Origin of the sequence: Micromonospora avicenniae (genome assembly GCF_900156065.1) — a bacterium.
In the GTDB taxonomy this organism is placed as follows: domain Bacteria; phylum Actinomycetota; class Actinomycetes; order Mycobacteriales; family Micromonosporaceae; genus Micromonospora; species Micromonospora avicenniae.
Genome location: NZ_FTNF01000003.1, coordinates 482399 through 496782, shown reverse-complemented (window position 1 = coordinate 496782; position 14384 = coordinate 482399). Strand labels below are relative to the sequence as shown.

8 protein-coding genes are annotated in these 14384 nt (G+C 68.6%); 7 read left to right on the top strand and 1 reads right to left on the bottom strand.

Features of this window, described 5'->3' with window-relative positions:
* The first annotated feature begins 274 nt into the window (after nt 1-274).
* The 3 genes from BXA10_RS07995 to BXA10_RS07985 all read left to right on the top strand — a co-directional run bounded on the left by BXA10_RS07995 (nt 275) and on the right by BXA10_RS07985 (nt 2578).
* Complete coding sequence (locus tag BXA10_RS07995) at nt 275-658, top strand: cupin domain-containing protein (RefSeq protein ID WP_217696737.1); 384 nt, start codon at nt 275-277, stop codon at nt 656-658.
* 231 nt (nt 659-889) lie between these two features.
* Nucleotides 890-1603: a tyrosine-type recombinase/integrase gene (locus BXA10_RS07990; protein WP_342742868.1), complete on the top strand. Its 714-nt coding sequence runs from the start codon at nt 890-892 to the stop codon at nt 1601-1603.
* Nucleotides 1604-1771: 168 nt separating this feature from the next.
* Nucleotides 1772-2578, top strand: coding sequence for an HAD family hydrolase (locus tag BXA10_RS07985; protein ID WP_076469191.1), 807 nt, complete (start codon nt 1772-1774; stop codon nt 2576-2578).
* 59 nt (nt 2579-2637) lie between these two features.
* Here the strand turns inward: BXA10_RS07985 and BXA10_RS07980 are convergent, their stop codons facing one another.
* Nucleotides 2638-3420, bottom strand: a complete 783-nt coding sequence (locus BXA10_RS07980) for a Fic family protein (RefSeq protein ID WP_076469189.1) — start codon at nt 3418-3420, stop codon at nt 2638-2640.
* Nucleotides 3421-3636: 216 nt separating this feature from the next.
* Between BXA10_RS07980 and acs the strand changes: the two genes are divergently transcribed.
* The 4 genes from acs to BXA10_RS07960 all read left to right on the top strand — a co-directional run bounded on the left by acs (nt 3637) and on the right by BXA10_RS07960 (nt 14121).
* The gene (acs, locus tag BXA10_RS07975) at nt 3637-5631 is read left to right on the top strand and encodes an acetate--CoA ligase (RefSeq protein ID WP_076469187.1); all 1995 of its coding nucleotides are present in this window, start codon (nt 3637-3639) and stop codon (nt 5629-5631) included.
* Nucleotides 5632-5899: 268 nt separating this feature from the next.
* A complete protein-coding gene (locus BXA10_RS07970; protein WP_076469184.1) occupies nt 5900-8692 on the top strand; it encodes an immune inhibitor A domain-containing protein in 2793 nt (930 codons plus the stop codon).
* A 378-nt stretch (nt 8693-9070) separates the two neighbouring features.
* Nucleotides 9071-11374 carry an immune inhibitor A domain-containing protein gene (locus BXA10_RS07965; RefSeq protein WP_076469181.1) on the top strand — a complete coding sequence of 768 codons (2304 nt, stop codon included), beginning with the start codon at nt 9071-9073 and terminating at the stop codon, nt 11372-11374.
* A gap of 320 nt (nt 11375-11694) precedes the next feature.
* Nucleotides 11695-14121 carry an immune inhibitor A domain-containing protein gene (locus BXA10_RS07960; protein WP_076469179.1) on the top strand — a complete coding sequence of 809 codons (2427 nt, stop codon included), beginning with the start codon at nt 11695-11697 and terminating at the stop codon, nt 14119-14121.
* Nucleotides 14122-14384: the final 263 nt, after the last annotated feature.

Sequence of the window (14384 nt, the reverse complement as noted above, 5' to 3'; positions counted from 1 at the left end):
AGCAGCTGGGCTTCACCGAAACCGCCCGCAACATGGCCAAAGACCTGTGACCGCGATCCGCTCGACCGCCCGGCTTCTCGACCTCCTGCGACCCGTCGGAGGTGCTGATTCTCGGTAGTGGACTCGTGCAGCTCCGAGGCCGTCTCCGTCACGAAACGACCGCCGGTGCTGGCGCTCCGGCGCACCTCGCTTCTCGGCCCTGCGGCCACCGAGGCAGGATTGGAGCGCCCGCTCGCACTTATCATCAGGCGGGGCAGCACTGGAGGATGACATTGTGAGCGCGATCGAGGCAAGCGGCATGGTTTCCGCTGAGAATGTTCAGCACTTTTCGTGGGGAGACCGGTGCGACGGATGGCGGCTTGTTGATAGGGCCGACTTGTCCGTCATCGAGGAACGCATGCCACCGGGCACTGAGGAAGAGTGGCATGTACACGACCGCGCCAGGCAGTTCTTCTACGTTCTCGCGGGCCAGGCCACGATGCGCACACGCGAAGGGGACGTCAACCTCCATGCCGGTGCCGGCCTAGAGATCCCACACGGCGTCCCGCACCAGATTGCCAACGACTCGGACCTTGATCTTCAATTCCTGGTCGTCAGCGCACCGTCCACGCGCGGCGACCGCACTCGTGTCGAGTCGCCAATCGGGATCGGCGGGTAGCACTCGCCCTCGGCACCGCACGGAGACCTCCAGTGGATCAGGCGGATTCGAGCGCTCGTCGCAACGGTGACGATCGTTAGGGTGCCGGAGCCGTGTGGAAGACGTGAGTTGGGGTGCGCCAGCCGAGGATCTTGCGGGGCCGGTTGTTGAGGCGTTGCGCCGGCCACCAGAAAAGCCTCATGTTCGACCGCGCAGCCGCCCTGCTTTAGCCGGCGGCGGCAGCCCCGAGGAGTGTTGCCATCCCCTCTGCCATCGACCCGCCCTCCTGGGAGCGGGCCGCCGCCCGGCCCGCCACGTCAAGCACGATCGGGTCGGTCGGCCGCCGCGTCGGTCGATTTTCCGGCGGCGGGTGTGGTTGCCGTCGCTGGTCCGGGCCGGTCTGCTCGGTCAGGTGATGAACACCGGCCCGCATCGATACCGAGCGATTTGGCCCGACCGGGAGGGCGTCGAGTGTTCGGCGAAGTTCACCACCGAGCGGGAGGCGGTCGCCTGCGTGGCGGCGAAGGCGGTCGGCGGGATGCGTTCCACGACCTGCGGCACGCCTACGCCACCTGGCTGGTCACCGACCGCGTCCCGATCAACCTCGTGCAGCGGGTCATGGGCCACGAGCAGGCGTCAACGACGTTCAACCGTTACACGCACACCCCGGATGACTACGCGGCTCGGGTCCTGAATGCCTTCACGCTGCCTGCTGACGATCTGCTGACTCCTGCCAGGGAAACACCCTCGGAGGGCTCCCTTGACGAAGACGAGGGGGACTGTGACCTGCGCCGCAGTGCTCGATGCGCAAAGGGACGACCCCCGTCGGGGGGAGACGGGGGTCGTCGGGAGGTTCGGCTCCGGGGGGGTCGAGCCGAACCAACTCAGCGGTCACGGGGGGTGCAACCGCTGAGGGTCTGCCTACTGTCGGATATGAGCACTCGTCGTGCGGACAAGTCTGCCTGAGCGGACCTGTTACGTCGAGTGGTGTTCACTCCACTCCCTGCGAATTTGTTTCGCAGAGTGTGATCGCGATCACTGTGCGCTGAGGTGAGGGCGTCCGGCCGCCGATCTGGAGATCATCGGACCCCGGGCACCCGCCGACCATAGACCATCGGGCTAGACTTTCGCGCCGTGGGCCGAGGTGCCGCTTTTTTCGATCTGGACAAGACCGTCATCGCCAAGTCGAGCGCCCTGGCGTTCGGCCGGCCGTTCTACCGGGACGGGCTGATCACACGTCGTGACGTGGTCAAGTCGGCGTACGCGCAGCTGATGTTCCGGCTGGGCGGCACCGACGAGCAGACCATGGCCCGCACACGGGACTACCTGGCGACGCTGTGCAAGGGCTGGCAGGTGGAGCAGGTCCGTCAGATCGTCGCGGAGACACTGCACGAGCTGATCAATCCGTACGTGTACGCCGAGGCCGCCGCGCTCATCGAGGAGCACCAGGCGGCCGGTCGGGACGTGGTGCTGGTCTCCGCCTCCGGCGAGGAGATGGTCCGTCCGATCGGCGAGCTGCTCGGGATCACCGATGTGATCGCCACCCGGATGACCGTCGAGGACGGCCGGTACAGCGGCGAGGTCGAGTTCTACGCGGCCGGCCCGAGCAAGGTCGAGGCGGTGACCCGGCTCGCCGAGGAGCGCGGGTACGACCTCGCCGACTCGTACGCCTACTCCGACTCGTACAGCGACCGCCCGCTGCTGGAGTGCGTCGGCCATCCCACGGTGGTGAACCCGGACCGGCAGCTGCGCAAGCTCGCCGCCGAGAACGCCTGGCCGGTGCTGGAGTTCCGCCACCCGATCCCGCTTGGCCGGCGGCTGCGCGAGCGGCCGGCTGTACCGGTGGCGGCGGCTGCGCTCGGCGTCGGCGTCGGCGTGGCGATCGGCATCGCCTGGTACGGCCGGCACCGGCGTACCCGGACGACCTCCACCCCCGCTTGATCACATTCGGCTGCTCGCTGATCCCGACGGCCGGGCATACCGGCCGGAGGTGATCCGGGTCAGGACGCGGCCAGCACCTCGTCGCCGATCCGGGTGAGTTCGTCCGCGCCCACCTCGACCGCGCGCATGTAGTGCCGCAGCCAGGAGCGGAGCCCGTCCGGGGTGCCGGTGGCGAAGGCGCCGGCCGAGCCGACGTACTCGGGCTCCCGCTCGTGGTGGCCGACGTCCACCGGGAGCAGGCCGCGCGGGTCGGTGCCGCTGGCCAGCAGCACCAGCCGGGCCGCGCCGCGGGCCACCACGCCGGACGGACCGGCGAACGGCCGCAGCGCCAGCAACTCGCCGTGCACCACGGCCGCGAGCACCAGCGGTGACACCCGGGTACCGCCGGCCACGAGCGCGGCGAGGTTGTCCAGCCGGGCGCCGAGGCCGGCGGCGGCGGACGCGACGACGTCGACCTGGTGGACGCGCTCGGTGATCGGCCGCCCGAGCTCCGACTCGGGTACGACGTCCCGGGCGGCGAGCACGTGCAGTCTGGCGAGTGCCTGCCGGGGTGCCTTCGGCCAGAGCTCGATCAGCCCGGGCAGCGCCCCGGCGACCCGCAGCGCGCCTTGGAGCACCGGATCGGTGACGGTGCCGGCCCGGACCGCCTCGCGGTCGTAGGCGTACCCCTCGAGCGCGGCGCTGGCCACCGCGGACCGGAGGCTCACCTCGGCGGCGACCTGTCCTCCGTGCCGGCGCAGCGCGCGGTGTCCCAGCGCCTCGTCGAACCGTTCCCGGGCCTGCTGGGCGGCAGGGGCGACGTCGGCGAGTTCGAGCAGCGGGGCGAGCGGGTCGGTGGTCATCCCGTCACGCTAGCGACCGGTGCGGGGCCCACGCCGACCAACCACCATGGCCGCTTCCGGCGGTAGCGGCGGCGTCGGGGCTCCCGCTTGCAGTTGGGCGCGTGGCGTGGGCCGCTGGGCGCGGGGGCGGGCGACCGGCGGTCGCCTCGCATGGCCGGCCGGACTAACCTCTCCCCCAGACGAGGCGCAGGTCACCCCGAGCGACGAGGAGCACGGATGAGCGAGGCATTGGCCAACTTGCTGAATGAGACGCGCCAGTTCCCGCCGCCGGCCGAACTCGCCGCGAACGCCAACGTGAAGGCCGACGCGTACGACGAGGCGGCGACCGACCGGTTGGCTTTCTGGGAGCGGCAGGCCGGGCGGCTGGCCTGGTCGAAGCAGTGGGAGCAGACGCTCGACTGGTCGAACCCACCGTTCGCGAAGTGGTTCGTGGGCGGTCAGCTCAATGTGGCGTACAACTGCCTGGACCGGCACGTGGAGGCCGGTCTGGGCGACAAGGTGGCAATCCACTGGGAGGGCGAGCCCGGTGACACCCGCACCCTGACGTACGCCGATCTGCACAAGCTCACCTGCCAGGCGGCGAACGCGCTGACCGACCTGGGTGTGACGGCCGGCGACCGGGTGGCGATCTACCTGCCGATGATTCCGGAGGCGGCTGCCGCGATGCTCGCCTGTGCCCGGATCGGCGCCACGCACAGCGTGGTCTTCGGCGGCTTCTCCGCGGACGCGCTGACGAACCGGATCCAGGACGCCAGCGCCAAGGTGGTCATCACCGCGGACGGCGGCTACCGGCGGGGCAAGCCGTCGGCGCTCAAGCCGACAGTGGACGAGGCGGTGGCGAAGTGCCCGTCGGTGGAGCATGTGCTGGTGGTGCGCCGCACCGGCGGGGACGTCGCCTGGTCGGAGAAGGACCACTGGTGGCACGAGACGGTGGAGACCGCCTCGCCGGAGCACACCGCGCAGCCGTTCGACGCCGAGCACCCGCTGTTCATCCTCTACACCAGCGGCACCACGGCCCGGCCGAAGGGCATCCTGCACACCACCGGCGGCTACCTGACCCAGGCGTCGTACACCACGCACGCGGTCTTCGACCTGAAGCCGGAGACGGACGTCTACTGGTGCACGGCCGACATCGGCTGGGTCACCGGGCACTCGTACATCGTGTACGGGCCGCTCTCCAACGGCGCCACCCAGGTGATGTACGAGGGCACGCCGGACACCCCGCACAAGGGCCGGTTCTGGGAGATCGTCGACAAGTACAAGGTGACGGTCCTCTACACCGCGCCGACGCTGATCCGCACCATGATGAAGTGGGGCGAGGACATCCCGGCCGGGTACGACCTCTCCTCGCTCCGGGTGCTCGGCAGCGTCGGTGAGCCGATCAACCCGGAGGCGTGGATCTGGTACCGGCAGCATGTCGGCCACGGTGAGCTGCCGGTCGTGGACACCTGGTGGCAGACCGAGACCGGAGCCATCATGATCTCCCCGCTGCCCGGGGTGACCGCGGCGAAGCCGGGCAGCGCCATGAGTCCGCTGCCGGGCATCGCCGCCGACGTGGTCGACGACCAGGGCCAGTCGGTGCCCAACGGTGGTGGCGGCTACCTGGTGCTCACCGAGCCCTGGCCGTCGATGCTGCGCACCATCTGGGGCGACGACAACCGCTTCCTGGAGACGTACTGGTCCCGGTTCGGGGCCGGCGCGGGCAGCGGGTCGGGCGGCGACTGGGTCTACTTCGCCGGTGACGGCGCGAAGAAGGACGACGACGGGCACGTCTGGCTGCTCGGCCGGGTCGACGACGTGATGCTGGTGTCGGGGCACAACATCTCGACCACCGAGGTGGAGTCGGCGCTGGTCTCCCACCCGTCGGTGGCCGAGGCGGCGGTGGTCGGCGCCACCGATCCGACCACGGGGCAGGCGATCGTGGCGTTCGCGATCCCGCGGGGCAGTGTGGAGACGGGGGGCGAAGCGGGCGAGCAGCTCATCGCCGACCTGCGCAACCATGTCGCGAAGACGCTCGGCCCGATCGCCAAGCCGCGGCAGATCATGCTGGTGCCGGAGCTGCCGAAGACCCGCTCCGGCAAGATCATGCGCCGGCTGCTGCGGGACGTGGCAGAGCACCGGTCCCTGGGTGACGTCACCACGCTCCAGGATTCCTCGGTGATGGAACTCATCGCCGCCGGCATGAGCGGCGGGAAGTCCGACGAGGACTGACGACCGACGTACCTGATGGAGGGTGGCGGCCCGCGCGGGCCGCCACCCTCCGTCATTTCTTACTGGAGGCAGCACTTCCTGATACGAGGTGTCACATCGGTCGGTCGGGTGAACCGGAGAAAGCTGAACGGACACAGGCAGGCTCCGACCCCTGTCGCTCCGGTGCCCCGGTGATTTAGGTTCACGCGGGCCGCACAACTTCGACGATCGTCACATCGACGAGGGGCCGGCCGAAGTCCTGCCATCCCATGCCCGAGATCGGAGCGGCATGAACAAAAGACCCCAGTCCAGCGGGCGTCGACGACTACTCGTCGCGCTGCCCGCCATCGCCCTCGCGGCCACGTCACTGACGGTGACCAGCAGCGCGGCGGCCGGGACCACCTCGGCGCCGCACGCGGTGATCGGGACGGACGAGTACTACATCAACTACGCCGAGCCGGAGGTTCAGCCGGACACGGCCGGCCGCGAGGTCAAGGGCAAGGACGGCGTGTACGCCCCGGCCCACGAGAAGATCCGCGAGTTCGACCGTAAGCACGCTCGCGGCAACCCGGTCACCGCGCGGGAGTTGGCCAAGGTCGAAGCCAAGTCGATCAAGACCGGCAAGAACCCGCGCCAGATCAAGCAGGCGCCGAGCACCCAGACGGCGAAGCTGCTGACGCTGCTCGTGGAGTTCAACGACCAGGCCAACGACGACTTCACCGACGTCATGGTGCCGCAGACGGTGTTCGAGGACCGTACCTGCGTTCCCGGCACGGTGCAGAACGGGCCGAAGCACAACAACATCCCGGACCCGGCCGAGTTGCCGTACAAGGACAACAACTCGATGTGGGTGCCGGACTTCTCGCCCGAGCACTTCGACAAGATGCTGTACACCAAGAACGGCATCACCGAGCGGGTGCGCAAGGACCTGAAGGGCCCGGACGGCAAGCCCGGCATCGACCTGTCCGGCCGCACCATGCACAACATGTACCTGGAGATGTCGAAGGGCGCGTACACGGTGGACGGGCAGGCCAGCCCGTGGATCACCGTGCCGCACTCGGAGGCCTGGTACGCCGCGAACCGCTGCTTCCAGGACGAGAACGGCAACTGGGTCGCCGGGCGTGAGCAGTCGATGAACGGTCACCCGGACAACCCGGCCGGCGCCGGTCGGCTCGCCACCGATGCGATCTCCACGCTCGCGACGCAGGACCCGGACTTCCCGTGGGCCGACTACGACATCGAGGACCAGGCCGACCGGGACGGTGACGGCAACTTCTTCGAGCCCGACGGCGTGATCGACCACCTGGTGCTGGTGCACGCCGGCAAGGGCAAGTCCTCCGGCGGTGGCGCGCAGGGCGTCTACGCGGTCTGGGCACACTCCTCCTCGGTGCCGGGCGGCTACACCATTCCGGGCACCAACCTCCAGGTGTCGAACTACATCGTCCAGCCGGAGGACGCCGGCGTGGGCGTCTTCGCCCACGAGTTCGGCCACGACCTCGGCCTGCCGGACCTCTACGACACCTCCGGCAACGCCGACTCGGACGTCGACTTCTGGGACCTGATGGCCTCGGGTTCGCACTCCGGCGAGATCTTCCAGGCGCTCCCCACCCACATGGGCATCTGGGACAAGTGGGTGCTCGGCTGGGCCGATCCGCTCACCGTCGCGCCCGGCTCCCGGCCGCGTGACGTCGAGCTCGGGCAGACCTCACGTACCCCGGTGGGCACCGAGGACGGCATCAAGATCGACCTGCCGGACAAGGTCATCACGATGGCCGAGCCGCACAGCGGCGCGAACATGTGGCACAGCGGCAACGACCAGGAGTGGGCCGACGTCAGGCTGACCCGTTCGGTCGCGGTCCCGGCGGCGGCCGACGCGAAGTTCTGGATGTGGAACAACTACGTCATCGAGGCGGACTGGGACTACGGCTTCGTCGAGGTCTCGACCGACGGCGGCGCCACCTGGACCGAGCAGAAGGTGTACGACGAGGCCGGCAACGTGGTCACCACGCCGGACAACTACCCGGACCCGAACGGCCGGATGAACGACTTCGGCGGCAAGAAGTACGGCCTGACCGGGAGCACCGAGGGCTGGCGGCACGACTACGTCGACCTGTCGTCGTACGCGGGCACGACCATCCAGCTGCGGCTGCGCCAAGCCACCGACGAGGCCTTCGAGGAGCGGGGCTGGTTCGCCGACGACTTCTCGGTCACCGGCGGCGGGGCCACCACCTGGAGTGACGACGTCGAGAGTGGCGCCAACGGCTGGACGCCGACCGTCGGCACCTGGGTCGACACCACCGGCGAGGGCTGGAACATCGACAGCGGCACCATGGTCCAGGCGCACTACTACCTGGCCGAGTGGCGCAACTTCGACGGCTTCGACGAGGGCCTGAAGTACACCTACGACACGGTCTACTCGCGCGACGCGTGGAAGGTCGACCGGATCTCGTACAACGCCCCGGGCATGCTGGTCTGGTACCGGGACACCGCGCTCGGCGACGTCAACCACGTCACCGGGCAGCTCACCGCGCTGCCCAGCTACGGCGCGAAGGGCGGGTTGCTCATCGTCGACTCGCACTTCGACCCGCTGCGCCGCAAGGGAGCGGCAGCCGTCAAGGACCCGTCGGTGACGGACAACCTGCCCAGCCGTCCGCAGTCGTCGAACGCGGCGTTCTCGTTGAAGCCGACGTACCCGTTCCAGGAGTGCCTGGAGGCGGCGGGCGAGCCGTACAGCGAGTACTGCACGAAGTTCGGCGCGCAGCCGCCGGTCAAGGCGTTCACCGACGCCAAGGGCTGGTACCCGGGCATCGAGATGCGCGACGGCGCGGCGTACGCCCGGGACAGCGACGCCTCGGTGGTCCTACCGTCGCGGGACAACGCCCCGTACACCACCCGGGTGACCTACCCGGACGGGAAGCCGGCGCCTGAGTTCTACGGCATGACCCTGGGCGGAGGTGCCATCACGCTGGGCACCGGCAACCCCGGTGACCTGCGCGTGAACTATGGCGTCTCGATCACCATCGAGAAGAGCGCGAAGGACAACTCGAGTGCCCGGGTCCACGTGACTCCGGCCAAGCAGTGACCTGACCGTTCTCGTCGCGGCCCGTCCGGAGCTCGGCTCCGGGCGGGCCGCTTCGTCGCCGGCCGTCGATCCGTTCGTCGCCCGGCCATCGACAGAGCACGTGGGTGGCAGTTCCGCGGGGCCGACGCTCTCCATCGAGGACCGCATAATCACGGCTGCGCAGGACGCTCGTGATTCAAACGTGATGTTAAAAGTTGCTTAGGGCTACGGATACCTTGGGCGAATTTGTCCCTGACAAACCCGAACAAAGTGGAAGATCATCCATTTCGGGAAGCTGGTGACACGCCCTCGCTCCTCTGTAAGGGTGATTGCCGCAACTCATGACAGTCGCCGCTTTGGCGCGCGCTGCCATGTAACAGATCCACAAAGGAGGACCCTTTGAGGAGACGAGTCACAGCCGGCCTGGCGACTGCCGCGGCCGCGCTGCTGGCGGCGGGAGTCGTGGCGACGCCGGCATCCGGCGCCCCCGCGGCGAGCCCGACCCCCTCATCCGACCGGACCGAGCACGGCCCGGACAACCTGCCCGATCCGAAGGCGGACCAGCAGCGCGAGCTCCGCAAGCAGGCCATCGGCGACCTGCTCAGCGGCAAGGCCAAGCTGGAAACCCGGCACGGTTCGAAGGTCATCAAGATCAACGACAAGTTCGTCGAGTACCAGCAGCCGCCGAAGGTCGACCCGATCTTCACCATGCTGGTCAACTTCGGCGACAAGGTCGACCCGCGGACCGGCGGCGCGGCCGGCCCGGTGGTGAACCAGATCCCGGAGCCCGACCGGAACTACGACGGCGGCGCGACCGACGACAACAGCACCACGTGGTCGGCGAACTACGACCGCCAGCACTACCTCGACATGTTCTACGGTAGCGGCGAGTCGATGCGCGACTTCTACCTGGCGCAGTCCGGTGGCCGGTACACCGTCGGCGGCGACGTCAGCGACTGGGTCACCGTCCCTTACAACGAGGCTCGGTACGGCAGCAACGCCATCCCCGAGTCGGACGGATCCTGGAACTTCATCAAGGACACCGCCACCTCCTGGTACGACTCCCAGGTCGCCGCCGGCAAGACGCCGGAGCAGATCAAGGACTACCTGGCCCAGTTCGACATCTGGGACCGGTACGACTTCGACCAGGACGGCAACTTCAACGAGCCCGACGGCTACATCGACCACTTCCAGGCCGTGCACGCCGGTATCGGTGAGGAGGCCGGCGGCGGCGCCGAGGGCGAGGACGCCATCTGGTCGCACCGCTGGGGCGCCTTCACCAACCTGGCCGGCACCGCCGGTCCGGAGGGCAACAAGGCCGGTGGCGTGCAGATCGGCGACACCGGCATGTGGATCCGCGACTACACCACGGAGCCGGAGAACGGCGGCCTCGGTGTCTTCGCCCACGAGTACGGCCACGACCTCGGTCTGCCCGACCTCTACGACACCGTCGGCGGCGACAACGGCGTCGGCTTCTGGAGCCTCATGTCGTCCGGCTCGTGGCTGAGCCACGGCAAGCAGGACATCGGCTCGACCCCGGGTTACATGGACCCGTGGTCGAAGCTCTACCTCGGCTGGCTGAACTACTCCACCGTCGAGTACGGCAAGGGCACCAGCGAGGTCACGCTCGGCCCGGCCGGCGACAGCGATGGCCCGCGCGCCCAGGCCGTCGTCGTGAACCTGCCGCCGCAGGAGCAGACCACCGCCTACAACACGCCGTTCGGCGGGTCGTACGAGTGGTGGGGCGGCAGCGCCGACGACCTGAACACGACGCTGACCCGGCAGCTCGACCTGACCGGCGCCTCGTCCGCCTCGATCAACGCCAAGGCCTGGTACGAGATCGAGGAGGACTACGACTACCTCTACGCCGAGGTGTCGACCGACAACGGCGCGAGCTGGACGCAGCTGACCAACTCGCTGGTCGACGACGCGGAGACCGGGGTCGACGGCTCGTCCAACGGTGACTGGGTGGACCTGAACTACGACCTGTCGGCGTACGCCGGCAAGGTCGTCCAGTTCCGCTACCGCTACCAGAGCGACGGCGGCCTGCACCTCGCCGGCGCGTTCCTGGACAACGTCTCGCTGGTCAAGGACGGCGCCGCCGCCTGGACCGACGACGCCGAGACGCTGGCCGCCGAGTGGACCGCCCGGGGCTTCACCCGGATGAACGGCGAGGTGACCGCCGAGTACCCCCGCTTCTACATCGCCGAGAACCGGACCTACTTCGGTTACGACGCGACCCTGGAGACCGGCGGCTACAACTACGGCTTCAGCAACACCCGTCCCAACTGGGTCGAGCGGTACGCCAACCAGCCCGGCATGATGGTCTGGTACGTGAACTACGCCTACGGTGACAACAACACGTCGGAGCACCCCGGCTACGGCCTGGACCTGCCGGTCGACGTGCGGCCGGGTCCCATCACGGTCCCGGGCCAGGGCACCATCACCAACCGGCGCAACGGCTTCGACGCGGCCTTCAGCCTCAAGCAGAAGCCGGCGCAGACCTTCCACCTCAACGGGGTGCCGGTCACCCTGCCGAAGCTGAAGGCCAACCCGGTCTTCGACGACAGCATGGTGGACCGTTACTGGTCGGCGCAGAACGAGCAGAACTCGGTGAAGGTGGCCGGAACGGGCACCCGCATCGAGATCGTGAAGCAGGGCAACAAGCCGACCGACAACATGGTCGTGCGCGTTAGCAACTGATCCATCGATCATCTGCGGGGCCGGTGGCGGAAACGCCACCGGCCCCTTTTTCGTACCTTCGATCGGGTTGATCGAAATACGCCGCTGGCTGCGTCTCGCGCTGGATCCGACCTGCTCATGTCCATTGATCGACCCGCAGGAGTATGACGGCCGAAGGCAGAGCCAACAAAACTTTGCAACAAATCGACGTGCCTGTCTTCCCACTCGACGCAGCAGTGTCTATGTTCACCAGTGGCCCCCTGTGGGGGCCGTCACAGCCGGCCCGCAACCCCGGGGGGCCGGTTCCCTCACATCGGAGGTACCACGTGCGCAAAGTCGCAGTGGGTCTACTCGGGCTTTCGCTGACAGCGACGGGACTGGTGGCTGGCACCTCTGCCAGTGCGGCGCCGAAGCTGCCGACCGCCGCTCCGTCGGTGGCCGAACCCGCCCAGGTGGACCACGACCTGCCCAACCCGCTGGAGGACAAGCGGCGGGCGATGCGCCAGGAGGGTCTGAGCGACGTCCTCACTGGCCGGGCCAAGCCCCAGAAGATCAACGGCAGCACCGTCGTCAAGGTCGGCGAGACCGCAGCCACCGGCGGTGCGGCCGCCCGGACCGCCAAGGCCACCAAGGGCGGCAAGGGCGCGACCAAGGACCAGTACATCGAGCTCGGCCGCGAGACGACGGACAAGATCTTCGTGATCCTCGCCGAGTTCGGCAACCAGCGGCACCCGGACTTCCCGGACAAGGACACCGACCCGGACACGGCGGGCCCGGCCCGCTTCGACGGGCCGCTGCACAACGAGATCCCGCAGCCGAACCGGGCGGTGGACAACTCGACGATCTGGCAGCCGGACTTCAGCGCCGACCACTTCCGCCAGATCTACTTCGGCACCAACCCGGGCGACGAGTCGCTGAAGCAGTACTACGAGGCGCAGTCCTCGGGCCGCTACAGCGTCGAGGGCGAGGTCACCGACTGGGTCAAGGTGCCGTACAACGAGGCCCGTTACGGCCGCTCGGGCGACGACCCGACCGACGCCAACGGCGACGACCCCGCCGTCTGCGCCTCGACCGTCTGCAACAACACCTGGAACCTGGTCGCCGACGCCGCCAACCAGTGGGTCGCCGACCAGAGGGCCGCGGGCAAGACCGACGCGGAGATCGCCGCGGACGTCAAGTCCATGGACCAGTGGGACCGGTACGACCACGACGGCGACGGCAACTTCAACGAGCCGGACGGCTACATCGACCACTTCCAGATCGTCCACTCCGGCGGTGACGAGGCCGACGGTGACCCGCACCAGGGCGAGGACGCCGTCTGGAGCCACCGCTGGTACGCCTTCGCGTCCGACCAGGGCCGCACCGGTCCGCCGAACTTCCCGGCCGGTGGCGCGCAGATCGGCAACACCGGCGTCTGGATCGGTGACTACACCATCCAGCCGGAGAACGGTGGCCGGAGCGTCTTCTACCACGAGTACGGCCACGACCTCGGTCTGCCGGACGACTACAACAGCATCAACGGCGGCGACAACAACAACGAGCACTGGACCCTGATGGCCCAGAGCCGGCTCGGCGCCAAGAACGACGAGGGCATCGGCGACCGCGGTGGCGACCTGGGCGCCTGGAACAAGCTCCAGCTCGGCTGGCTCGACTACGAGGTGGTCGTGGCCGGGCAGAAGCGGACCCTCGAACTGGGCCCGCAGGAGTACAACTCCGACAAGGCGCAGGGTGCCGTGGTGGTCCTCCCACAGCGGGAGTACACCTTCGATCACGGAGCGCCGTTCGCCGGCGCGAAGCAGTTCTTCTCGGGCAACCGGGACGACCTGAACAGCACGATGACTCGGACGCTGGACCTCACCGGCAAGACCAGTGCCGCGTTCAGCATGAAGGGTCGCTACAGCATCGAGGCGGACTTCGACTACCTCTTCTTCGAGGCGTCGACCGACGGCCAGTCCTGGACGCCGCTGCCGGGCACCGTCAACGGTGAGCCGCTGAAGGAGATCTCGACCGGACGGTACGCCCTGGACGGCTCCAGCAACGGGCAGTGGGTGGACATCAACATCCCGCTGGACGCCTACGCCGGTCAGAACGTGCAGTTCCGGCTGCGCTACCAGACCGACGGCGGTGTGTCCGAGGGCGGCTTCTACGGTGACGCCATCACCGTGACCGCCGACGGGCAGACCCTGCTCAGCGACGGTGCCGAGGCCGGTGCCACCGGCTGGACGCTCGCCGGGGGCTTCGAGATCGCCGAGGCGTCGTACACCCGCCTGTTCGACAACTTCTACATCGCCGGCAACCGGTCGTACGTCTCGTACGACAAGTACCTGAAGACCGGCCCGTACTTCTTCGGGTACATGAACACCCGGCCGGACTGGGTGGACCACTACGCGTACCAGGAGGGTCTGCTGATCTCGTACTGGAACACCCGGTACGAGGACAACGACACCCTGGAGCACCCGGGCGAGGGTCGGAACATGATCATCGACGCTCACCCGCGGCCGATCTACAACCTGACCGGCCAGGCGTGGCGGGCCCGGGTCCAGGTGTACGACGCGACGTTCGGCCTGAAGAAGGCGGACTCGTTCACGCTGCACCTGAACAGCCAGCCCCAGTACATCCGCGGCCAGGCCCCGGAGCCGCTGTTCGACGACACCAAGAAGTACTTCTACGAGGAGCTGCCGAACCACGGCGTCAAGCTCCCCGCCGCTGGTGTCAAGATCAAGGTGCTGGAGCAGGACGGCACCTCGATGAAGATCCGGATCTCCTGATCCGCTGATCCCCGCACCACCACGCGATGCCCGGGCAGGTCACCTGCCCGGGCATCGCCCTTTCTCCGGACCGCGACGCGAAGCCGACGAGGTCGGCCAGCGTCCTTCTTCCGCCGGCGACGCACAGCCGCAGAGGTCGACGATGCGCCGCACGCGACACCGGCCCCGTCCATCCGGCGGCCGGGCACGGGGGGCAACGCCCGGTCCCGGGCACCCATGCCCTGTCCTGCCGATCGTTGCCGGCCTGCGTCGGGTCCAGTCGA